Genomic DNA, 23,180 nt, shown 5'->3' on the forward strand with positions numbered 1-23,180 from the left:
TTACTTTCTGCGGTCGCGGCTGATGTAAATCGCGAGCAAAATGATTCCGCCCTTGATCACGTTCTGCACATAAGGATTCACGCCGACCATGTTCAGGCCGTTATTCAGCACGCCGAGCAGCAACGCGCCGATCAACGTGCCGATAATGGAGCCTCGCCCGCCGGAGATCGACGTGCCGCCCATCACCACGGCGGCGATGGCGTCGAGTTCGAAGCCGACGCCGGCGTTCGGCTGGCCGCTCATCAAACGCGCGGTCAGGACAATGGCGGCGAAGGCGGACGTCAAACCCGCAATCGTGTAGACGATCAGCTTCACGCGCGCCACACGCACGCCGGACAGACGCGTCGCCTGTTCGTTACCGCCGATCGCATAGACATAGCGGCCGAACGGCATGCGCTCCAGCAGTACCCACGCGATCAAGTAGATCACGGCCATGATCACAACCGGTGCCTGCACGCCGAGAATCTTGCCGCTGCCGAAGAAACTGACCCAATCGGGCAAGCCGTCGATCGGATAGCCGCCCGTGTAGATCAACGCGAGGCCACGCGCAATGCCCATCGTCGCGAGCGTGACGATAATCGGCGGCATGCCGGCGAACGCTACAAAGAAACCGTTCGCCGCGCCAAAGCCCAATCCGACCGCGACGCCAATCGCAAGCGCGGCCACTGCGTTCATACCGGCCACCATCAGCCCGGCGGCGAGCGTGCCCGCCAGCGCCATGACGGAACCCACTGAGAGATCGATGCCGCCGGTCAGGATCACGCACGTCATCCCCACGGCGATGATCGCGTTAATCGACACCTGACGCAGCACGTTCTCGATGTTCGCCCCGGAGAGGAAGCTGTCGCTCGCGAACACCATCACAATGCACACCACCAGCAAGCCGACGAACGGATAGAACAGCGTCGAGCGTTTCAGGGCGGCCCACGTGAAACGCACCGGCGCTCCCGGCGTATCGCTGCTGACAGTGGATGTCTTTGGTGAAGAAGAAGGATTAGGCGTGTTCATGTGTTGCTCCACGAGAGCCGGCAGTTGCATAGGTCATCACGGCGTTCGAGTCGATCGCGTCGCCTTCGAGCATCGCTTCGATGCGGCCCTGCCGGAACACGGCGACGCGGTCGCACATGCCGACGATCTCCGGCAGTTCGGACGAGATCATGATGATCGAGTAGCCCCGCGCGGTGAGTTCGCGCATCAGCAGATAGATTTCGGCTTTGGCGCCGACGTCGATGCCGCGCGTCGGTTCATCGAAGATCAGGATGTTGGTGTGATGATTCAGCCAGCGCGCGATCACCACTTTCTGCTGATTGCCCCCGGAGAGCGTCGCGACTTCGGTATGCATGCTCGGTGCTTTGACGCCCACGCGTTTCATGATGTCGGCGGTCGCGCGCGCTTCGCTGCGCTGGTCGATGAAGAAGCGCATCGAGCGATACTTGCCGAGATTGTTGATCGAGATGTTCTGCTTGATCGAGAAGTCGGTGATCAGGCCTTCGGTTTTGCGGCTCTCCGGCAGAATGCCGACGCCGGCGCGCAACGCATCGGCGGGATCGGACAGCTTTGCCGCCGTACCGTTGATGCGAATCTCCTTCACGTAGGCCGGGTCCGCGCCGATCGCGGCGAGCGCGGTTTCCGTGCGCCCCGAGCCGACCAGTCCCGCGAAGCCGAGAATCTCGCCTTCACGCAGCGTAAAGCTCAAAACGGGGCTGTCCTTAAGCAACTGCAGCTTGTCGACTTCGAGCACGAGCTTCGCATCGGCACGCAGCGGCGGCTTCGGCGGAAAGCTGTTTTCGATGCGGCGCCCCACCATCATTTCCACGAGATGTCCCACGTCGGATTGCGCGACCTCCGTCATGGCGACGTACTGGCCATCGCGCAGCACGGTAATGCGGTCGCACACTTCGAAAATTTCTTCGAGGTGATGCGAGATGAAAATCATCGCGACGCCCTGCTGTTTCAGCTCGCGCATGATGGCGAACAGATGCTCGGCTTCGGCGGGCGTGAGCGTGGCGGTGGGCTCGTCCAGAATCAGAATGCGCGCCTCCAGCGAAAGCGCCTTGCCGATTTCAACGAACTGCTGCTGCGCCACCGAGAGTTCGCGAATCGGCACCGACAGATCGATCGTCACGCCGAGCCGCTGGAAAATCGCCGCCGCCGCGCGCCGCATCTTGCCGCGTTCGAGCAAGCCCAAACCGTTCTTCAGTTCGCGGCCGAGAAACATGTTCTCCACGGCGTTCAGATACGGAATCAGGCTGAACTCCTGAAACACGATACCAACGCCGGCAGCCACCGCATCGTGATAGTTGGCGAAATGACGCGCCTCGTCTTCGATCGTGATCGTGCCTTCATCGGGCTGATAAATGCCGCACAGGATTTTCATCAGCGTCGATTTACCCGCGCCGTTTTCGCCGAGCAAAGCGTGAATCTCGCCGCGCGCGATTTCCAGGTGAATGCCTTGCAACGCCTTCACGCCTGGAAAACTTTTGGTGATGTTGTCGAGCTTGAGTATCGTGTCCATCGGGTCCTCCTCTGCTGTCCGTTGCCGCGCTTTCCGCTCAGCGCGGCAATGGACATTCGGCTTACCAGCTGAAGCCCTTGGCATTGCTCTTGTCGATCATCTTTACGTCGACCGGAATGGTCTTCGGCACATTGGCGCCCCACTTCTTCGCGAGCGCGATGCCGAGTGCAATGCGTACCTGGTCAGCCGGGAATTGCGCGGACGTTTCGACGAACTTCGAGTTCGGCTTCTGGATCGCGGCGATCGCTTCCGGCGCACCGTCGACGCTGGTCAGCTTGATGTCCTTGCCCGACGATTCGATCGCCGAGAGCGCGCCCATCGAACCGCCGTCGTTCACGCTGAACACGCCCTTCAGGTTCGGATGCGCCTGAATCATGTTCTCGGTGACGGACAACGCGGTCGCGCGTTCCTGCTTGCCGTTCTGCGTATCCACGAGCTTCACGCCCGGCGCTTTCGCGAGCGCCGCCTTGCAGCCGCGCACGCGTTCGAGAATCGGCACGACGGGAATGCCGTCGAGAATCGCCACTTCGCCGCTGCCGCCGATCGACTTGGCCAAATACTCGCAAGCCATTTCGCCGGCGTCATAGTTCTTCGAACCGACGAACGAATCGACCGGACCGTTGGCGTTCGCATCCACGGCGACCACCACCACGCCCGCCTTCTTTGCCGAGGTCACCGCCGACTGGATGCCGGTCGAGTCAGTCGGATTCACGAGCAGGATGTCGATCTTCTTCTGCAGCATGTCTTCCACGTCGCTGACCTGCTTGCTGACATCGTGGTGTGCGTCCGTGACGACCACCGTCGCGCCGATCGAAGCCGCCGCATCGTTCAGCGCTTTTTGCATCGTCACGAAGTACGGATTGTTCAGCTCCTGAAACGTCATGCCGATTTTCAGCGGCGCGGCCTGCGCGGCCGGCGCGGCGATCAGCGACAAGCCGAAGGCGAGGGTCGCCAGTGCCGCCGTGCTGCGTGCGAAAGTCTTCAACGAAGTCGGTTTCGAAAGGGATTGCGTCATGGTTGTCTCCATTATTAAAAGTGAGCACGTCCCTCACGCTGCCGTGAGGCAGCGCGATACGTGTTGAAACGCAGGTGAAATAAAACGCTTCGGCGGGAAGCCTGGGCCTGGGACTACGTCGGTGGATAAGCGGCGGCGGCCCTGCGCGGCAAACCTGGCGCGAGCACGATGGCGGGCGCGTCGTCGATGCCTACACCGCGTGCCGCGGCCTCTTCGGAGGCGTCGCGGCTCGCGTCGTTCAGCTGCTGATAGTGGCGGAATTTCGAAGGCGCCATGCCCTTCACCGCGAGAAACTGCCGGTTGAAATTCGACAGATTGTTAAAGCCCGCCTTGAAACAGATTTCGGTGACGCTCAGATCGTCGTCAGTGAGCAGTTGGCACGCGAGGTTGATGCGCATGCGGTTCACGTACTGCACGAACGGCAACCCCGTATGGCGGCGGAAATAACGCGAGAACGCACTGACGCTCTGGCCCGCGAGTTGCGCCAGGTCCGACTCGCGCAATTCGTTCGCGAGGTTTTTGCCGATATACGAGAGCACGTGATTGATGCGCGTTGACGCGAAACTGGTGGGATCGGCCTGATAAGCGGGGCTCGCAAGCGTCTCGCGGTCCTCGGCGTTCATCAAAATTTCGAGCATCGACATGAACAGAACCAACCGGCGCAGTCCGCGCGCCGCCAGCAATTCGAGGAATAACGGCTGGATCGCCGCGCTCGTTTGCGCGCCGAACGAGATGCCGCGGCGCGAATCGGCAAGCAGCGCTTCGACCTGACGCCACTCCGGAAAACTGTCGATGCAGCTCGACACGAACTCCTGCCCGAACTGCACGACCAGATTGCGCTGTGCGATCGTCTCGCCTTCCGGCACGTCGCTTACCCAGTTGTGCGGCAGGTTCGGCCCCATCAACACGAGGTTGCCGGGTGTGTAGCTGCTGATGTGATCGCCGACGAACATCTTGCCGGTCGTCGCCACGATCAGATGAATTTCGTATTCCGGATGAAAGTGCCAGCGCACCGTACGGTACGGATAGCCGTGCGACCATACTTTGAACGATTCGTCACGACGTACGGCCACGAGTTCGAGATCGGGTTGCACTGTCTGTCTCCATGAAGCGGCCACTTGAGGCGCCGCTGGTCTTTCGTCTTGTATAGCGAAAAGTAGTCTTCTCGCGCGTGATCCACCACTAAAAATGAGACCGCGGACCAATACTTTTTTGCATTCGGGTTAGTCCTGGCCCGCTCAATGTCAAATTTGATGCAATGCAATACGCGCCGCAACTCGCCGCCATCACGCCACGGCGCATCGCAAGTCACGCCGAAAAGCCCCGCAGCGCGGCGCTGCGCCACAAAAAACCGTATCCGGTCGCCTTGACTTTCGTTTCGCCGGGTACGATCATTCGCTCACATACAGAGCAAATGCTCCATCTCGAGAAGAAACGCACGCTACGAGCGGTGCGAGCAAGGACATTCAGGAGACGCACATGAACAGCGGGCAAGACAGCGGCGCGGCCGCACACGTGATCCTGCACATCGGGGCGGGATCGTTTCATCGCGCGCATCAGGCGTGGTATCTCCATCGGTTGAACGAGGCCAAGGTGCCTGGCGAGCCGCACTGGTCGCTCACGGTCGGCAATATCCGCAGCGATATGAACGCGGTGCTCGAAGCGCTCGCCGCGCAAAACGGCGTCTATACGCTCGAGACCGTCACGCCCCAAGGCGAGCGCGCATACGAGACGATTCGCTCGATCGAGCGCGTCGTGCCGTGGACCGAAAGCCTCGATGCGCTGATCGAAGCGGGCGCCGATCCGGCCTGCAAGATCATTGCGTTCACGGTCACCGAAGGCGGCTATTACCTCGACGAGCAGGACGAACTCGACACCGCCAACCCCGATCTCGCGGCCGACCTCAAAGGCGGCCACACCACCATTTACGGCGCGCTGGCCGCGATTCTCGACGCGCGCATGAAAGGCGGCGCGGGCCCCGTCACGCTGCAGACTTGCGACAACCTGCGCAGCAACGGCGAGCGCTTCCATGCCGGCATGAGCGAGTTTCTCGAACGGCGCGGCGCGATCGAACTGGCGCAATGGTTCGACGACAACACCGCCAGTCCAAGCTCGATGGTCGATCGCATCACGCCGCGTCCCACGCCGGACGTGCGTGAACGCGTCAAAGCGGCGACCGGTGTCGACGACGCCGCTCCGGTGATGGGCGAAGCCTTCATCCAATGGGTGATCGAAGACAACTTCATCGCGGGACGACCGGCATGGGAAAAGGTCGGCGCGGAACTGGTCGACTCGGTGATGCCGTATGAAGAGGCGAAGATCCGCATTCTCAACGCGACGCATAGCTGCATCGCGTGGGCGGGTACGCTGGTCGGGCTGAACTACATTCACGAAGGCACGCTCGACGCGGACATCAACAAATTCGCCTACGAGTACGTGACTGAAGACGTGATTCCGTGCCTCACGCCAAGTCCGCTCGATCTCGAACGCTATCGCGATGTCGTGCTCGAACGCTTCAGCAATCCGTATATCCAGGACACGAACCAGCGCGTCGCGGCAGACGGCTTTTCAAAGCTGCCGGGCTTTATCGCGCCGACGTTGTCGGAGTGCTTCGAGCGCGGCGTCACGCCCGCGGCGACTGCCATGTTGCCGGCCCTGTTCTTCCGTTTTCTCGATCGCTGGAACGCCGGCGAGTTGCCCTACGCGTACCAGGACGGCGTGATGGATGAGCGCGTCGCGCGGGCCTTCTTCGAGGCGCCCGATCCATTGAAAGCGTTCGCCGCCGACCGGCTGCTGTGGGGCGGCATGGCGCAAACGCCGGAGCTGGAATCGGCGCTGGAAGGCGCCCTGGCGCGCGTCGACGTATGGCTCGCCAAACGCGGCGCGGTTTGAACGCCTGACTTGATGATTCAGAAGCGCCGCGCACCGCGCGGCATCGAAGCGCGCGGGTGCCACGCCAAGCCAGGCTTAGCCAGGCTTAATGCGCATGGCACCGCGCGCCATGTGCGGCTAAAGTAGCGCATCTCCAACGACGAAGGTTCCGCGCCCATGTATCTCGGCATCGACCTCGGCACGTCCGAAGTGAAAGTCCTGCTGCTCGCCTCCGACGGACGCGTAATCGGCACCGCAGGCTCACCGTTTACCGTTTCGCGTCCGCATCAGCGCTGGGCCGAGCAGAATCCCGAAGATTGGTGGGCCGGCACGCGTACGGCGCTTGCAGCATTGCGCGCGAAGTATCCCGACGAGTTCGCGCAGATTCGCGGCATCGGCCTGTCGGGCCAGATGCACGGCGCCGTGCTGCTGGATGCGCAGGACCGCGTGCTGCGTCCCGCGATCCTGTGGAACGACATGCGCAGCGACAAGGAGTGCGCGGAGCTGACCGAGCGCGCGCCGGAGTTGCACAGCGTGGCCGGCAATCTCGCCATGCCCGGTTTCACCGCGCCGAAGCTGCTGTGGGTCGCGCGTCACGAGCCCGAGATTTTTGCGCAGACCGCCTGCGTGTTACTGCCGAAGGATTACTTGCGCCTGCAACTGACCGGCGGCAAGGTGTCCGATCCGTCCGATGCGGCCGGCACGCTGTGGCTCGATGTCGCCAAACGCGACTGGTCGGACTCGCTGCTCGCGGCCTGCAACATGACGCGCGCGCAAATGCCGAGCCTCGCCGAAGGCAGCGAGCCGTCCGGCACGCTGCTGCCCTCGGTCGCGCGTGAATTCGGCCTGAGCGACGGCGTGATCGTCGCGGCCGGCGGCGGCGACAACGCCACCAGCGCGATCGGCATCGGCGCGACGCAACCCGGCGACGGCTTCGTCTCGCTCGGCACGTCGGGCGTGCTGTGCGTGGTCGGCGACAGCTTCCGGCCGAATCCGGCCTCCGCCGTGCACGCGTTCTGTCACGCGATTCCTGATCGCTGGCATCAGATGAGCGTGGTGCTCTCCGCCGCGAGTTGCCTGCGCTGGGTCTGCAAGCTCACCTCCACCGACGAGCCGACTCTGCTCGCCGAAATCGAGGCGCTGCCCGCAGATGCATTGAACACCGCACCGCTCTTCCTGCCCTATCTGTCGGGCGAACGTACGCCGCACAACGACCCGTACGCGCAAGGCGTGTTTTTCGGCATGACGCATGCAACGGATCGCGCGTTGCTCGGCTACGCGGTGCTCGAAGGCGTCACGCTTGCGCTCACTGACGGCCTCGACGCGCTGCGCGCGGCCGGCACCGAAGCGAAGGCGCTGTCCCTGCTCGGCGGCGGCGCCCGCAGCGACTACTGGGCCCAGTTGCTCGCCGACGCGCTCGACACCGCCACGCGCAAGCACGGCGGTGGCGAAACCGGCGCGGCGCTCGGCGCGGCACGCCTCGGTTGGCTCGCCGCCGGTGGCGATCCGGCCACCGTGCTGACCAAGCCGCCTATCGCCAAGGAGTTCACGCCCAACCCGCGCCGCCATGCCGAACTGCGCGCGCGGCTCGAAGCCTATCGCGCGCTTTACCGCCACGTACGGCCGCTGTTCGACCCCGCGCGGCAACCGCTTGCCTGACCGGCTATCCGCAGCCGGTTTGCGCGCCTGGGTTGGTTGAAGCGCGCAGACCGGCTGCTATCATCGGCGCACTTCAAGCGAACCGTCACCGTGCCCAAGTCCACAGAAAAATTAGATCTCGCTACCCGCGCTGCGTGGCTCTACTACGTTGCCGGCAATACCCAGAACGAAATTGCTGAGAAGCTCCAGGTGTCGCGCCCGGTCGCGCAACGGCTCGTTGCTTTCGCGGTGGAGAAGAATCTGATTCGTGTGCGCGTCGATCACAAACTGGCTGACTGTCTCGCGCTCGCCGATCAACTGTCGAAACGCTACGGCCTGAGCATGTGCGAAGTGGTGCCGATCGACAGCGATACGTCCGAGGAAGTCGACCGCAAACTCGCAGTCGCCGGCGCGCAAGTGATGGAGCGCTACCTCGGCGAGGAAAAACCGATGGTGGTCGCGGTGAGCAGCGGCCGCACGCTGAAGGCCGCCGTCGATCAGATCGCGCAACTGGACCGTCCGCAGCACCGGCTGGTATCGATGGTCGGGGCGATCGCCCAGGACGGCTCCTCGAACCGCTATGACGTCGCGCTGCACATTTCGGAGAAGACGGGCGGCAAGCATTTTCTGCTGCCCGCCCCACTGCTCGCCGATAGCGAAGCTGAGCGCGCGCAGTGGTGCAATCACCGTTTATATCGGATCGTCGAGTCGTTGTCGGCGCAGGCCGATGTGGCGTTCGTCGGCATCGGCAATATCGGGCCGAAATGTCCGCTGCACGAAGACGGCTTCATTACGTCGGCCGAAGTGAAGGAGTTGATGCAGAACGGCGCGGTGGCGGAGATGCTCGGACTGCCTATCGACGCCGCGGGCGCGCACGTCGAATCGCCTACCGGCCGGCGCGTGACAAGCATCGCGCTCGACTCGCCGCCGCAGCGCCCGACCATCGGCTTCGCCGGCGGGCAGCGCAAGCATGAAGCGCTGATTGCCGTGCTGAAAGGCGGCTGGCTGTCGGGCCTCGTGACCGACGAATCATGCGCGAGAGCCGCGCTCGAGGCGTAAGCGGACGGTCTGAGCCCATGCCACGCTACATCGCCGTCAGCCCTTCGGTGATGATGATTCGATATTCCCCGCCCTGCAGACGCGTCTCGCTGACGGCCTGATACTCCGGGCTGCGATACCAGGCAATGGCTTCGTCGTAGCTGGCGAATTCGAGGATCAGGATTTCGTCGATCGGCGGACCCTCCACCACTTCCTTGCGGCCGTGGCTCGCCAGCATCATCACCGGATGTTGCTCGAAGGTTGCAGGCGCAACCTGTTTGTATTCATCCAGTTTGGCGGGGTCGAGCGTTTTCTCGCGCGTAATGACAACGTAGGCGGCCATGAACGTTTCCGGAGCGTGATTGAAAGGAAAGCGGCGCGCCCGCCGCTTTCCCAATCATTACGCGGCCAGCACTTCGACGATCTTACGCTGGAATGCTTTCCCCGCGCTGTCGAACAAATGGCAGTGCTCCGGCGTGGCGCCGAGTTTTTGCGTCTCACCCTTGGTATGACGTTCGAGCGGCGGAATGCGCGCGATCAGTCCGTCCGGCGCGACGCTCGATTCCGCGTACAGATACGCGGCGTCACCGAGCGATTCGATCGCCATGGTTCGGGCCGAGATGCCGTCTTCAGCCATGCCTACGTGCAAGTGCTCGGGGCGAATGCCGACCGTCACCTTGTCGCCCTGCTTCACCGCGGCCGGTTCCACTGCGACGCGCTGGGTCTCGCCGGTCTCGTAGCGCACCGTGACGCCGTCGTGCGTAACCGATTGCACCACGCCTTCCATGAAGTTCATCTTCGGCGAACCGATGAATCCCGCGACGAAACGGTTGGCCGGCGCGTGATACAGCATGGTCGGGCTGCCGACCTGCTCCAGATTGCCCGCCGACAGCACCACGATCTTGTCCGCCAGCGTCATGGCCTCGACCTGATCGTGCGTCACGTAGATCATCGTGGTCTTCAGTTCGTCATGCAGACGCGCGAATTCGAGGCGCATTTTCACGCGCAAGGCGGCGTCGAGATTCGACAGCGGTTCGTCGAACAGGAACACCTTCGGCTTGCGCGTAATCGCGCGGCCGATCGCCACGCGCTGACGCTGGCCGCCGGACAACTGCTTCGGCTTGCGATCAAGCAGATGGTCGATGTGCAGGATCTTCGCGGCGTTGCGCACTGCCGCGTCGATCTCCGGCTTCTTGGTGCCGGCGAGCTTCAGGCCGAAGGCCATGTTGTCGTATAGCGTCATGTGCGGATACAGCGCGTACGACTGGAACACCATCGCGATGCCGCGCTTGGCGGGCGCCACGTCGTTCACACGCATGCCGTCGATGGTCAGATCGCCGCCGCTGATATCTTCGAGGCCGGCGATCATCCGCATCAGCGTCGATTTACCGCAACCGCTCGGGCCCACGAACACGACGAACTCGCCGTCCGCGATATCGAGGTTGATGTCGCGCATCACTTCGTTTTCGTCGTACGCCTTCCTGATGTTGCGCAGAGTTACGCTTGCCATGATGTGTCTCCGTGTAATGCTGTGTGTTGCTTGTCCGATGTTTCGGTTGCCTGAGTTGTTTGTGACGCTCAGGCGGCTACATTTGATTCGCTTTCCATGCCGCTGCTTATGGCGCGGCCGCCGTTGCACTCAGCGTCCATTGCGCGACCAGTTCCGGCAACTGCTGCATGTCGTCGAACACGTGACGCGCGCCGGCCGCATGCAGCTTGTCGATCTGCGCATCGCTCGCATGACCGCCGCCGATGAAGCCGAGCACCGTCATGCCCGCCGCCGTGGCCGCAGTCACGCCGGTGACGCTGTCCTCCACCACGAGGCACGCCGAAGGCGCGAGTCCGAGGCCCTTGGCCGCCGCCAGATAAACGTCGGGCGCGGGCTTCGGATTCGGCACCGCGTCGGCGCAGAACAGGCGGTCGCCGAAAAATCTCACCAGACCCGTGCGCGTCAGCACCGTCTCCACATACGGGCGAAAGCTGTTGCTCGCGCAGCCTTTGGTGAGCGGCACCTGAGCCAGCGCGGCTTCGATGCCTTCGACCGTTGGCGCCTGCATCGCCGCCGCTTCCACTGCCTGGCGGATCGAATCGATGTCCTCGACACTGAGGCTCTTGCCGAGCTGCGCCGCGGTGCCTTGCAGCACTTTCTCGATGCGCAGTCCGAGCAGCGGCATGACGACCGGTTCGACGTCGGTGTCGGGCCAGCGCGCTTCGAGTTCGTGCACCAGCATGCGCGCCGCCACGGCTTCACTGTCGATCAGCACGCCGTCGCAATCGCAGATCAGCGCGAAATTGCCGGCGAGCGTGCTTCCACTCGTGCCTGCCGTCATTTGACCGCCCCGAAGGTAAGGCCGCGCACCAGTTGCTTCTGCGACAGCCAGCCGACGATCAGGATCGGCGCCACCGCCAGCAGCGAAGCGGCGGACAGCTTGGCCCAGAAGAGGCCTTCAGGACTCGAATACGAAGCAATGAACACCGTCAGCGGCGCGGCATTCGAACTCGACAGGTTGATACTCCAGAACGCCTCGTTCCACGACAGGATCACGAGCAGCAGCGCCGTCGAGGCCAGGCCCGGCAGCGACATCGGCATTAGCAGATAGACGATTTCCTGCCACGTCGCGGCGCCGTCGATCCGTCCGGCTTCGAGAATGTCGCGCGGAATTTCGGCGAAGTACGTGAAGGACATCCACACTGCGATCGGCAAATTGATCAGCGTGTAGACGATCACGAGACCCGACACCGAATCCAGCAGTCCGCTGTTTTTCCACAGCAGATAGATCGGCACCAGCACGCCGACCGACGGCATCATCTTGGTCGACAGCATCCACAGCAGAACCTTCTGCGTGCGGCGGGTCGGGAAGAACGCCATCGCATAGGCGGCCGGCACGGCGAGAATCAGGCACAGAATCGTCACGCCCGCGGAGATCAGTATCGAATTCCACGCGAACGAAAAGTAATTGCTGCGCGCGAACACCTCGCGGAAGCTGTCGAGCGTCGGGATGAAAAACAGCGACGACGCATAGGCTTGCTGCTCCGTCTTGAACGCGGTGATCGTCATCCAGAAGATCGGAAAAAACAGCAGCAGGGCGACGAGCCAGGCGATCACGCCAGGAATGCCGCGGCGGATCGCGGCGAACGGCGACTTCGCCGGCACCGTCATGGCAGTCGTCGGGTTCGACACCGGGGTAGAGGCAACTTGGCTCATTTTTCGTACTCCCCTTTCAGGTTCTTCGCGAGCATCCGCACGAGGAAGAACGACACGATATTGGCCAGCACGACAGCGAGAATGCCGCCCGCCGACGCGAGACCGACGTCGAACTGTTGCAGGCCCAGCGAATAGATCAGGTACGACAGGTTGGTGGTCGCGGTGCCCGGACCGCCGCCCGTGGTCGTATAGATTTCGGCGAAAATCGACAGCAGGAAAATCGTCTCCATCATCACCACCACCGCGATCGCCCGTTTCAGGTGAGGCAGCGTGATATAGAAGAACATCGAGAACGGCCCCGCGCCGTCGATGCGCGCCGCCTCCTTCTGCTCCTGATCGAGCGACTGGATCGCCGTGAACAGAATCAGGAAAGCAAACGGCAGCCACTGCCACGCGACAATCATGATCACGGCTGTCAGCGGATATTCCGCGAACCAGTCGATCGGCGTCATGCCCATGGCGCGCATGCCCTGCGCGATCAGGCCATACACCGGATGCAGAATCATGTTCTTCCAGATCAGCGCGCTCACGGTCGGCATCACGAAGAATGGCGCGATGGCGAGCAACCGCGCGACGCCCTGGCCGTAGAACTTGCGGTCAAACAGGATCGCCATCAGCACGCCGCCCACCACCGTGATCACGAGGACCGAGATGATCAGTTCGAGCGTGTGACCGATCGAAGGGCCGAACGACGGATCGCTGGCAAGGTATTTATAGTTGTCGAAACCCGCGAAGCCTTTCAGATCCGGATTCAACAGGTTGTAGCGCGAGAACGAAAACCAGATCGTCATCGCGAGCGGAATCGCCATCCACAGCACGAGCACCGCGACCGAAGGCGTGACTAGCCAGCGGGCGGAATTGGCTTTGCGGATTTCGCGTTCTTTTTCTGTCTGGGGATGGGCATGCATGATAGGTAGGCGCAGAGGACGCATGATTGACCACCTGTGGTAATGCGCGGACCGCCGCCCGAAGCCGCGACGACACCCTGCGATGTCGCGGCGCACGTGTGGCGGCAAGGCCCGCTGTGCCGCGTAAGCCAGCTGACTGGCGTCAGCCGGCGCGTGCCACGTAACGACCGTGGCTTACTTCTGGTAGCCGGCCTGCTTCACCGCGCGATCCGCGGTGGCGTTGCCGGCCGCCAGCGCCTGATCGATCGTCATCTGACCGGCAATCGCGCCGGAGATGCTCTGACCGACCACGGTGCCGAACGACTGGAACTCAGGAATCCCGACGAACTGCACACCGGTGTACGGCACCGGCTTGAGCGTCGGGTGCTCCGGATCCGCCGTTTCGATTGCCTTCAGCACGAAGTCGCCGAACGGTGCTGCCTGCTTGTACTCAGGGCGCGCGTAGGTGGATTTACGTGTTCCCGGCGGCACCGAAGCCCAGCCTTCGTCCTTCGCGACCAGTTCGATGTATTGCTTCGACGTGGCCCACGTGATGAACTTCTTGGCCGAGTCAGCCTGCTTCGACGACTTCGGAATCGCCAGCGCCCAGGCCCACAGCCAATGCGAACCCTTCGGCGTGACCGCGACCGGCGCCGCGGCGAAACCGACCTTGTCGGCGATCTGCGATTGCTGCTTGTTGTAAAGCATGCCGGCTGCCACCGTGGCGTCGATCCACATGCCGCACTTGCCAGAGGACATCAGCGTGAGGTTCTCGTTGAAGCCATTCGAACTCGCTCCCGGAGGGCCGTCCTTCTTCAGCAGATCGACGTAGAAGGTCATCGCCTTCTTCCATTCCGGCGAGGTGAGCTGCGCGTTCCACTTCTCGTCGAACCAGCGGCCGCCGAAGGTGTTCACCACCGTCGTGCCGTAGGCCATGTTCTCGCCCCAGCCCGCCTTGCCGCGCAGGCAGATGCCGTAAACGCCGTTGGCTTTGTCGGTGAGCTTGTCGGCGAACTGCTTGATCTGGTCGTAAGTCGGCTGGTCGGGCATCTTCAGGCCGGCCTTCTCGAACAGGTCCTTGCGGTAATACGTCATCGAGCTTTCGACGTAGAACGGCAGCGCGTACAACTGGCCGCCGCTCGAGAGGCCATCGCGGGCCGTCTTCACGACGTCGTTCAGATCGTAATCAGCGGGCAGATTCGTGAGCGGCGTGAGCCAGCCGCGCTTGCCCCATTGCGGCGTTTCGTATGCGCCGATCGTCATCACGTCGAACTGGCCGCTGCCGGTCGTGATGTCGGTGGTGGCGCGCTGACGCAGCACGTTTTCTTCGAGAATCACCCAGTTCAGCTTGATGTCCGGATTCGCCTTTTCGAATTCGGGCGAGAGCTTCTTCAGCTCGATCATGTCCGGATTGTTCAGCGTGGCGATCGTTACCGTCGCCGCCGACGCGCTCAATGCAAAGCATGCGACCGCGCCGGCACTGACCGCCTTTAGCGTGGATTTGAGGGCTGGCTTCATGTGTTGTCTCCTTTCTCGTACGTTATGTAGTGCAGCGTTTGTTCTACGAAATTGACGATGAACGGCGCGGACTCAGCTCATCCAGTTGCCGCCGTCGACGTTCAGGGTTTGCGCGGTGATGTAGTCGGCGTCCGCCGACGCGAGGAACAGGGCGGCGCCGGTCAGATCGTCCGGCACGCCCATGCGGCCGAGCGGCACCGCTTCGCCGACAAGCCGTTTCTTCTCGCCGAGCGGGCGGTTTTCATAGCGGGCGAAGAGCGCGTCGACTTCGTTCCACATCGGCGTATCGACGACACCCGGCGCGATGCCGTTCACATTGATCTTGTGGGGCGCAAGCGCCAATGCCGCGGATTGCGTGTAGCTGAGCACCGCCGCCTTGGTCGCGCAGTAGTGCGACACGAGCGCCTCGCCGCGCCGTCCGGCTTGCGACGACATATTGATGATCTTGCCGCCGTGGCCCTGCTCGACCATCTTTTGCGCCACGGCCTGCATGAGGAAGAACATGCCCTTCACGTTGACCGCGAAGAGACGGTCGAATACGTCCCAGGATTCGTCGAGGATCGGGCGCATGTCGAAGAGCGCCGCGTTGTTGAAGAGAATGTCGATTTGCCCGAAGCGCTCCAGCGCGCTCGCCACGATGCGCTGGATATCGTCGCGGCGCGTGACGTCGGCGCGCACCGTCAGCACGCGATCGCCATGGGTCGCACGCAGCGAGTCGCCGAAACTATCGGCCGGCTTCACGTCGACCAGCACGCAGCGCGCGCCTTCGTCCAGATATCGCCGCGCCACGGCTTCACCGATTCCGCTTGCCGCGCCCGTCAGAATGGCCACCTTGTCCTGCAATCGTGCCGCCACTGCTCGTCTCCGGTTCGTTTCGCTTCTTGAGGCGCGGTGAGCGAACGCTCATCACGCGAACAATTGCTCTGTTAGTGATCGGATGATCGGATACGCACCGGGCCATGTCAAGGCGCCCGAGCAGATTTCGATGGTGCAGCGCGGCAGGACTCCGGCACCCCTTTCCTGCTCCGATCAACACTAGTGCGAGAACTCGCAGTCAGCCAATCTGCTTTCCATTCGGCCATGCTGACAACATTTCGAGATACGTTATATCATTGCGACCTCGCTTCGCTTCGAAGCTGTTTGGTTGCGATTCGCTTGATTGCCATTTCGTAGGAGCCTCCGCCGATGGCCACATCGACTGCAGAACACCATGCCGTGCGCCTCGCGCATGCCGAAGCGCATGCCGCGTTGCATGGGCTCGCGCTGACGCCGCTGCGTCGTCAGGTGTATGCGGCGATCGTCGCGAGCGAGCGGCCGATCGGCGCTTATGAACTGCTCGATGCGCTCGAACCGGAACGCGGCCGTGTGCCGCCCACGACCGTGTATCGCGCGCTGGACTTTTTGCTCGCGCATGGCTTCGTGCATCGGATCGAATCGAAGAACGCGTTCGTGGCCTGCTGCGAAGTCGGCGTGCCGCATCGCAGCCAGTTTCTGATGTGCGACGGCTGCGGCGCCACCGTCGAAATTCCCGGCGACGACCTCGCTGAACAGTTGTCGCATAGCGCGCCGGCCCATGGCTTTGAAGTGCATCGGCAGGTGGTCGAACTGAGCGGTCTATGCGCGCTATGTGCCCGCGCGGCGCGGCCTGGCGGTGCTTCGGCCGACACAAAGCCGGCCTAGAGCCGGCGCGCTTTTCCTAACGTCAGTGATCCATTCAACCCTCACGCAGCAGGACACAACAATGAAGAAATTCGGCCCGATGTTGAACGGCGCACAGCGTGCGCTGAAACTGTCGAAGTACGTCGCGGTAAGCGCCGCCATGGTCGCGTTCGGCCACGCCGCGATGGCCGCGGACGCCAAAATCCCGGTGGTCGCGGCGGAGAATTTTTACGGCGACGTGGTGCAGCAACTCGGCGGCGATCGCGTCGACGTGACGAGCATCCTCAGCAATCCGGAGCAGGACCCGCATCTGTTCGAAGCGAGCCCGAAGACGGCGCGCGCACTGCAGCATGCAAGCCTTGTGGTCTACAACGGCGCCGACTACGATCCGTGGATGGCAAAATTGCTGGCGGCGTCGAAGGGCGCGAAGCGCGTGACGATCGTCGCGGCCGATCTCGTCGGCAAGAAAGGCGGCGACAATCCGCACCTCTGGTACGACCCGGCGACCATGCCGAAAGTGGCGCGCGCGGTAAGCGAGGCGCTCGTCGCGGCTGACCCGGCGCACAAGTCGGCGTACGATGCGAACCTCGCGAAGTTTCTCGATTCGCTGAAACCAGTCGACGCCAAAGTCGCCGAACTGCATGGCCGCTACGCCGGGGTGCCGGTCACGGCGACCGAACCGGTGTTCGGCTACATGTCCGACGCCGTGGGCCTGACCATGCGCAACCTGCGCTTCCAGCTCGCCACGATGAACGACACCGAAGCCAGCGCGGCCGATATCGCCGCGTTCGAACGCGACCTGCGCGAGAAGCGCGTCCGTGTTCTGATCTATAACAGCCAGGCAACCGAGGCCCTGACCAAACGCATGTTGAAGCTCGCGCAGCAATCGAAGGTGCCGACCATGAGCGTCACCGAGACCGAACCGGCCGGCAAGACCTATCAGACGTGGATGCTGACGCAGCTCGACGCGCTGGACACGGCGCTGGCCTCGGGTGATACGAACGGCGCAAGTGCGGCTGCGGCTTCAGGCGCGAAAGGAAAAACCCAATGACCCAGACTGGCCGCGGCGCGCCAGCGCGCGAGCCCAGCAGCGCGCCCGTGCTCGAACTCGAACGCGTGACGCTCGAACTCGGCGACCGCACGATTCTGCGCGACACCGGCTTCGTGGTGAACCAGGGCGAATTCATCGGCGTGCTCGGACCCAACGGCGCGGGCAAGACCACGCTGATGCGCGCCGTCCTCGGTCTCGTGCCTGCCGCTCAAGGCGCGATCCGCGTGCTGGGACAACCGGTCGAACGCGGCAATTCGTCGATCGGCTATATGCCGCAGACGCGCAGCGCGCTCGCCGGACGCCGCGTGCGCGGCCGCGATTTCGTCGCGATGGCCGCCGACGGCCATCGCTGGGGCTTGCCGCATGCGGACGCGGCCACGCGCGCCGATGTCGAACGTGTGCTGGATCTGGTGGGCGGCCGCAAGCTGGCCGAGCGGCCGTTGTCGGAACTGTCGGGCGGCGAGCGTCAGCGGCTGTTGCTCGCTCAATGCCTGCTCGGCAACCCGAAGCTGCTCTTGCTCGACGAGCCGTTGATCAGCCTCGATCCGCATCATCAGAAGAGCGTGGTTGAACTGGTGCGGCGCGTGCAACAGGAACTCGGTATCGCCGTGCTGTTTTCTGCGCATGAATTGAATCCGCTGCTGCACGCGCTCGATCGCGTGCTGTATCTCGGCAGCGGCGTGGCGGCGCTCGGCACCGTCGACGAAGTGATTACCCGGCCGGTCCTGTCGCGCCTCTACGGCTCGCCGATCGACGTGATGCGCGTGAATGGCCGCATCTTCGTGATGTCCGGCGACGTCGAAGTGGAAAAGCACGATCACGAGCACGAACACGACGAGAACGGCGGCCACAGCCACTCGCATTCCCATTCGCATGGCCACGCGCACGGCCACTCACATCAGCACGACTCACGCGACGGACACAAGCACGATGTTTGAATACGATTTCATGGTGAACGCATTCGCGGCGTCGGGGATCGTCGCGGTGCTGGCCGGCGTGGTGGGTTACTTTCTGGTGATGCGCGGACAGACCTTCGCGGGCCACGCGCTCTCGCACGTCGGCTTCACCGGCGCGACCGGCGCGGTGCTGATCGGCGTCTCGCCGATCTGGGGGATGATCGGCTTCACGCTGGCGGCGGGCGTCGGCATGGGCGCGCTCGGCGAACGCCTCGCCGGACGCGATGTGGCGATCGGCGTGATCCTCTCGCTGTCGCTCGGTTTCGGCTTGCTGTTTCTGCACTTCTTCACCGCGTACGCGACTCAGGTCACGGCGCTGCTGTTCGGCAATGTGCTCGGCGTGAATGCATCGACGCTCGGCGTGCTGGCGGGCTTGGGCGTCGTGAGCTTGCTGGCGCTCGCGGCGATCATGCGGCCGCTGCTGTTCGCTTCGTTGCAGCCGGAACTGGCCGAAGCCAAGGGCGTGTCGTTGCGCCTCGTGTCCGTGCTATTTCTCGCGATCGCCGCGCTCGCCGTGGCGGCGTGCACGCAGATTGTCGGCGTGCTGCTGGTGTTCACGCTGATGGTCGGCCCGGCCGCCGCCGCGCAAAACATGACGACGCGGCTTTCAGCGGGCCTCGCGCTCGCCGCGGTGTTCGCGCTGCTGCAGGCGTGGCTCGGTCTGACACTCGCGTTCTACACCGATTGGCCGACGAGCTTCTGGATCACCGTGCTGTCGGCGATGGTGTACGGCGGGAGTTTGTTGAGACGGCATTGAGTCTTCAGGAACGATGGCGGCATCGTATCTGCACACCGCCATCGTCGTCCTGCGGGACTTCAGCCGAGCAGCACCTTCGCGTGATGCGCGAGATGATCCTCGATGAACGTCGAGATGAAGTAATAGCCGTGGTCGTAGCCCGCGTGACGGCGTAGCGTCAGCGGTTGACCTGCGGCCTGGCAAGCGGCTTCGAACACGTCGGGATTCAGTTGCTCCGCGAGGAACTGATCCGCGAGTCCCTGATCGACCAGAATCCCTTCCGAGAACTTGCGCGACGCATGCGCAACGAGTTCGCTCGCGTCGTACTGCTTCCACGCTTCGCGGTCGTCGCCCAGATAGCCGCTGAACGCTTTCTCGCCCCACGGACAGCGCGTCGGCGCGGCAATCGGCGCGAACGCCGACACCGACCGATAGATCTCCGGATTGCGCAACGCGAGCATCAACGCGCCGTGACCACCCATCGAGTGCCCGAAGATGCCCAGACGCGCGCCGTCCACCGGCAGATTCGCGAGCACCGTTTCGCGCAGCTCGTCCCGCACGTACGAGTACATCCGGTAGTGCTGCGCCCACGGCTGCTGCGTGGCGTCAACGTAGAAGCCCGCGCCTACGCCGAAGTCCCACGCCGCGCTTTCGCCCGGCACACCCGCGCCGCGCGGACTGGTATCCGGCGCGATCAGCGCGATGCCCTGCTGCGCGGCGAAACGTTGCGAGCCGGCTTTGACCGGAAACGTTTCTTCGGTGCACGTGAGACCCGCGAGATAGAACAGCGCGGGCACGTTCGCACCGGACTGCAAAGCTTGCGGCGGCAGGTAGACGGAGAAGCGCATCGGCAGACCGATGGTCTGCGACTCGTGCCGATAGATGCGCTGCTCGCCGCCATGACAGACATGCGATGACAAGAGTTCAAGCATGGCGAGGCTTCCGGATTAGTACAGCACGACCGAGCGGATCGACTCGCCCTTCTTCATCAGATCGAAGCCCTCGTTGATGCGCTCGAGCGGCAGACGGTGCGTGATCAGATCGTCGATATTGATCTTGCCTTCCATGTACCAGTCGACGATCTTCGGCACGTCGGTGCGGCCGCGTGCGCCGCCGAACGCCGAGCCCTTCCACTCGCGGCCCGTCACCAACTGGAACGGACGCGTGCTGATTTCCTCACCCGCCGCCGCCACGCCGATAATGAACGACTGTCCCCAGCCCTTATGCGTGCATTCGAGCGCCTGACGCATCACCTTCGTGTTGCCGATGCATTCGAACGAGTAGTCCGCGCCGCCGTCGGTGAGTTGCACGATGTGATCGACCACGTTCTCAACCTCATTCGGGTTGATGAAGTGCGTCATGCCGAATTTCTTCGCCAGTTCGACACGGCCCGGGTTGATGTCCACACCGATGATCTTGTCCGCGCCGACCATCTTCGCGCCCTGGATCACATTGAGGCCGATGCCGCCGAGACCGAACACCACGACATTCGCGCCCGCCTCGACCTTCGCCGAATAAACGACCGCACCGACGCCCGTCGTCACACCGCAGCCGATGTAGCAGATCTTGTCGAACGGCGCGTCTTCACGCACTTTCGCCACCGCGATTTCCGGCACGACGATGTAGTTCGAAAACGTGGACGTGCCCATGTAGTGAAACAGCGGCTTGCCGTCGAGTGAGAAGCGCGAGGTCGCATCGGGCATCAAACCTTTGCCTTGCGTCGAACGGATCGCCTGACAAAGATTGGTCTTGCGCGACAGACAGAATTTGCACTGACGGCATTCCGGCGTATAGAGCGGAATAACGTGATCGCCCTTCTTCAGCGTGCCGACACCGGGACCGGTATCGACAATGACGCCCGCGCCCTCGTGCCCGAGAATCGCCGGGAAGATGCCTTCCGGGTCCGCGCCGGAGAGCGTGTAGTAATCGGTATGGCAAATGCCCGTGGCCTTCACTTCGATCAGGACTTCACCGGCGCGCGGCCCTTCCAGATCGACTTCCTCGATCGTCAACGGCGCCCCGGCCTTCCATGCGATTGCTGCTTTGGTCTTCATCGTGAATGCTCCTGTGTGTCTGTCAAGTCAAGGCGCGTCGCGGCGGACTGCGTTGCGGCGCGCATGTGTTGCGATCCGGTGCTGCGGCTGATTCGTGCGCCTCATGCGGGCACGTCGTCATTGGCATTCGGCGCACTGCGTCGACTCATACATTAGCGTGCGAAAAACGACATGGTATTGCAAAGCGCGTCACGGCATTGTCTGAACCTGACATGACCTTCGCTCATTGCGACGGCATGTTCGCGAACCATGTTTCGACTCGTCCGTAGAGATCGAGAAAGCGCTCATAGCGTTCGGCAAGCGCCGCGTCGCCTTGCGGACCCGCAACGCGCGTCGCGCCCGGCGCGAGCGCGGCCAGATCGCGCGCGTGCCAATGCCCGCTCGCGAGGCCGCCGAGAATCGCCGCGCCACGCGGCGCCGCATTCGGACAATCGACCGCGTGCAGTTCGACATTCAGCGCATCGGCGAGCAACTGGCGCCAGCGGGTGTCGACGGAACCGCCGCCCGCCAGTTTCAACGCCGTCACCGTCGCGCCGCTCGCGCGAATCGCGTCGAGTCCGGCACGCAGCGAGAACGCGACGCCTTCGAACGCGGCGCGCATCATCGTGCCGCGCGTGTGATCGAGCGCGAGGCCGAGCCACCCGCCGCGCGCCATCGGATTGAGCCAGGGCGTGCGTTCGCCTGTGAGGTACGGCAGGAACGTGAGGCCGGATGCTGCCGCTGTGTTCGCATTGGATGCGCTGGATGCGCCGATTGCGTTGGATGCGCTGGTCGCGTCACCGAACGCGTCCCGATACGCATCGGCCCATTCATACGACAGCCATCCGCGCGCGCGTTCGAGCGCGATGCCGACGTTCTGCATCGCCGCCATCCGATACCAGTGATCGCTCGCCGCGCGATAACGATGCAAGCCCTTGACCGCCGCGGGCGCGTGCTCGGCCAGCACCACGATCTGTCCGCCAGTGCCAGTGGTCAGCAATGCGTCGCCGTCGTGCGCCAATCCGCTGCCGAGCGCGGCGCAAGGCGTATCGGCCGCGCCTGTCGCGAGCACGATGCCGGCGCGCAACCCCAACGCCTGCGCCGCGCTCTCCGACAACACACCACCGGCCGCATAGGACGGCGCCAGCGGCGCGAACCACTCGCGCGGAATCTCGAGCCGATCGAGCAGCGCTGCGTCCCACACACCGGCGGGATCGGCGAGCGCGGTCGCGCAGGCGTCGGAGGGATCGGTCGCCACCGCGCCGCCCAATGCGACGCGCAGCCAGTCTTTCGGTTGCAGCGCCCAGCGCGTGCGGCTCGCGGACCGCGGTTCGTGCAACACGATCCAGCGCAGCAGCGGACCGGCCATGCCCGGCGCGACCGGGTTCGACTGCGGCTCGGGCCACGCGTCGAGCAAGGCCAGCGCACGCGTGTCGGGCCACAGCATGGCGGGCCGCACGGCCTCGCCCGCTGCGTCGATCAACACGACGCCGTGCATCTGTCCGGAAAAACCGATGGCTCGCACATCGCGGCGCAATCCGTCGGGCAAACGCGCGGCGGCTTCGCATAGCGCGCGCCACCATGTTTGCACCGATGTCTCCGCCCACCCCGCCTGCGGCGTTTCGATGGGGTAAGCGACGCTCGCCACCGCCTGCTCGCGACCGTTTTCGTCGACGATTGCTACTTTGAGGGAACCGGTGCCGAGGTCGATGCCGAGAAAACTCATGAGCGATAGAGCGTCAAATTGAGGAGCGAAAGGAGCACGCGAAAGCTGCCCGAAAAGCGTATTTTTCAGCGTCGGCGCAGCGCTTGAAAAGCATGCCCGACCGCACGCCGAAAATCGCGAATCGCGGGTTAACCCGCTCGCGCCGCGAGCCACATCAAAACAGGACTATGCGGTGAGCGAGATACACCTCATTGATTCTCACACATATCGCGTCAATCCGGACTCGCGCGACGCACAGCCTCGCGTCGCCACTGCACGGGGCTGACCGCCGATGGACCAGGTCCGCGCATTTCTTTTGGCTTTCAAACGGCCCCTACCCATATCGTCACCGG

Annotated in this window: 21 protein-coding genes; 7 read left to right on the plus strand and 14 right to left on the minus strand. The window is 63.4% G+C overall.

Going from position 1 to position 23,180, the window contains the following annotated elements; genetic code table 11:
- From B0G80_RS12475 to B0G80_RS12490, 4 genes are all read right to left on the minus strand, one after another.
- Positions 1-1,008, minus strand: coding sequence for an ABC transporter permease (locus B0G80_RS12475; RefSeq protein WP_116118196.1), 1,008 nt, complete (start codon positions 1,006-1,008; stop codon positions 1-3).
- Positions 995-2,515 carry a sugar ABC transporter ATP-binding protein gene (locus B0G80_RS12480; RefSeq protein ID WP_116118197.1) on the minus strand — a complete coding sequence of 507 codons (1,521 nt, stop codon included), beginning with the start codon at positions 2,513-2,515 and terminating at the stop codon, positions 995-997. Before B0G80_RS12480 ends, B0G80_RS12475 begins: the two co-directional genes overlap by 14 nt.
- A 61-nt stretch (positions 2,516-2,576) precedes the next feature.
- Entirely contained in the window at positions 2,577-3,530 is a 954-nt protein-coding gene (locus B0G80_RS12485) for an ABC transporter substrate-binding protein (RefSeq protein WP_116118198.1), read from the minus strand.
- A gap of 113 nt (positions 3,531-3,643) precedes the next feature.
- Positions 3,644-4,624 carry an AraC family transcriptional regulator gene (locus B0G80_RS12490; RefSeq protein WP_116118199.1) on the minus strand — a complete coding sequence of 327 codons (981 nt, stop codon included), beginning with the start codon at positions 4,622-4,624 and terminating at the stop codon, positions 3,644-3,646.
- Positions 4,625-5,009: 385 nt separating this feature from the next.
- Between B0G80_RS12490 and dalD the strand changes: the two genes are divergently transcribed.
- The 3 genes from dalD to B0G80_RS12505 all read left to right on the plus strand — a co-directional run bounded on the left by dalD (position 5,010) and on the right by B0G80_RS12505 (position 9,098).
- Positions 5,010-6,422, plus strand: a complete 1,413-nt coding sequence (gene dalD / locus B0G80_RS12495; protein WP_116118200.1) for a D-arabinitol 4-dehydrogenase — start codon at positions 5,010-5,012, stop codon at positions 6,420-6,422.
- A 156-nt stretch (positions 6,423-6,578) separates the two neighbouring features.
- On the plus strand, positions 6,579-8,060 hold the full coding sequence (xylB, locus tag B0G80_RS12500) for a xylulokinase (RefSeq protein WP_116118201.1): 1,482 nt from the start codon (positions 6,579-6,581) through the stop codon (positions 8,058-8,060).
- A gap of 90 nt (positions 8,061-8,150) precedes the next feature.
- Positions 8,151-9,098: a sugar-binding transcriptional regulator gene (locus tag B0G80_RS12505; RefSeq protein WP_116119637.1), complete on the plus strand. Its 948-nt coding sequence runs from the start codon at positions 8,151-8,153 to the stop codon at positions 9,096-9,098.
- 25 nt (positions 9,099-9,123) lie between these two features.
- On the opposite strand, the gene B0G80_RS12510 is transcribed toward B0G80_RS12505, so the two are convergent.
- From B0G80_RS12510 to B0G80_RS12540, 7 genes are all read right to left on the minus strand, one after another.
- Complete coding sequence (locus B0G80_RS12510; RefSeq protein ID WP_106284114.1) at positions 9,124-9,420, minus strand: DUF1330 domain-containing protein; 297 nt, start codon at positions 9,418-9,420, stop codon at positions 9,124-9,126.
- 57 nt (positions 9,421-9,477) lie between these two features.
- Complete coding sequence (locus B0G80_RS12515; RefSeq protein WP_116118202.1) at positions 9,478-10,587, minus strand: ABC transporter ATP-binding protein; 1,110 nt, start codon at positions 10,585-10,587, stop codon at positions 9,478-9,480.
- Between the two features lie 106 nt (positions 10,588-10,693).
- Positions 10,694-11,407, minus strand: coding sequence for an HAD family phosphatase (locus tag B0G80_RS12520; RefSeq protein ID WP_116118203.1), 714 nt, complete (start codon positions 11,405-11,407; stop codon positions 10,694-10,696).
- Positions 11,404-12,237: a carbohydrate ABC transporter permease gene (locus B0G80_RS12525; RefSeq protein WP_085966707.1), complete on the minus strand. Its 834-nt coding sequence runs from the start codon at positions 12,235-12,237 to the stop codon at positions 11,404-11,406. The genes B0G80_RS12520 and B0G80_RS12525 overlap by 4 nt, the downstream gene beginning before the upstream one ends.
- A gap of 41 nt (positions 12,238-12,278) precedes the next feature.
- Entirely contained in the window at positions 12,279-13,214 is a 936-nt protein-coding gene (locus B0G80_RS12530; protein WP_106284110.1) for a carbohydrate ABC transporter permease, read from the minus strand.
- Positions 13,215-13,364: 150 nt separating this feature from the next.
- Positions 13,365-14,687 (minus strand): sugar ABC transporter substrate-binding protein, encoded by a 1,323-nt coding sequence (locus tag B0G80_RS12535; protein ID WP_106284109.1) that lies wholly within the window; start codon positions 14,685-14,687, stop codon positions 13,365-13,367.
- A gap of 72 nt (positions 14,688-14,759) precedes the next feature.
- Positions 14,760-15,542, minus strand: a complete 783-nt coding sequence (locus tag B0G80_RS12540) for an L-iditol 2-dehydrogenase (RefSeq protein ID WP_116118204.1) — start codon at positions 15,540-15,542, stop codon at positions 14,760-14,762.
- A 330-nt stretch (positions 15,543-15,872) separates the two neighbouring features.
- Here B0G80_RS12540 and B0G80_RS12545 point away from each other — a divergent pair, with 330 nt between their 5' ends.
- The 4 genes from B0G80_RS12545 to B0G80_RS12560 all read left to right on the plus strand — a co-directional run bounded on the left by B0G80_RS12545 (position 15,873) and on the right by B0G80_RS12560 (position 19,110).
- Positions 15,873-16,367: a Fur family transcriptional regulator gene (locus B0G80_RS12545; protein ID WP_116118205.1), complete on the plus strand. Its 495-nt coding sequence runs from the start codon at positions 15,873-15,875 to the stop codon at positions 16,365-16,367.
- Positions 16,368-16,428: 61 nt separating this feature from the next.
- On the plus strand, positions 16,429-17,397 hold the full coding sequence (locus B0G80_RS12550; RefSeq protein WP_116118206.1) for a metal ABC transporter solute-binding protein: 969 nt from the start codon (positions 16,429-16,431) through the stop codon (positions 17,395-17,397).
- A complete protein-coding gene (locus tag B0G80_RS12555) occupies positions 17,394-18,335 on the plus strand; it encodes an ABC transporter ATP-binding protein (RefSeq protein ID WP_116118207.1) in 942 nt (313 codons plus the stop codon). The genes B0G80_RS12550 and B0G80_RS12555 overlap by 4 nt, the downstream gene beginning before the upstream one ends.
- Positions 18,328-19,110 carry a metal ABC transporter permease gene (locus tag B0G80_RS12560; protein WP_116118208.1) on the plus strand — a complete coding sequence of 261 codons (783 nt, stop codon included), beginning with the start codon at positions 18,328-18,330 and terminating at the stop codon, positions 19,108-19,110. Before B0G80_RS12555 ends, B0G80_RS12560 begins: the two co-directional genes overlap by 8 nt.
- A gap of 59 nt (positions 19,111-19,169) precedes the next feature.
- On the opposite strand, the gene fghA is transcribed toward B0G80_RS12560, so the two are convergent.
- From fghA to B0G80_RS12575, 3 genes are all read right to left on the minus strand, one after another.
- Positions 19,170-20,021, minus strand: a complete 852-nt coding sequence (gene fghA, locus B0G80_RS12565) for an S-formylglutathione hydrolase (RefSeq protein ID WP_116118209.1) — start codon at positions 20,019-20,021, stop codon at positions 19,170-19,172.
- A 15-nt stretch (positions 20,022-20,036) separates the two neighbouring features.
- Complete coding sequence (locus B0G80_RS12570; protein WP_020069206.1) at positions 20,037-21,143, minus strand: S-(hydroxymethyl)glutathione dehydrogenase/class III alcohol dehydrogenase; 1,107 nt, start codon at positions 21,141-21,143, stop codon at positions 20,037-20,039.
- Positions 21,144-21,366: 223 nt separating this feature from the next.
- A complete protein-coding gene (locus tag B0G80_RS12575; protein WP_116118210.1) occupies positions 21,367-22,848 on the minus strand; it encodes a xylulokinase in 1,482 nt (493 codons plus the stop codon).
- Positions 22,849-23,180 lie beyond the last annotated feature (332 nt).

The organism is Paraburkholderia sp. BL6669N2 (assembly GCF_003387275.1).
GTDB lineage: Bacteria > Pseudomonadota > Gammaproteobacteria > Burkholderiales > Burkholderiaceae > Paraburkholderia.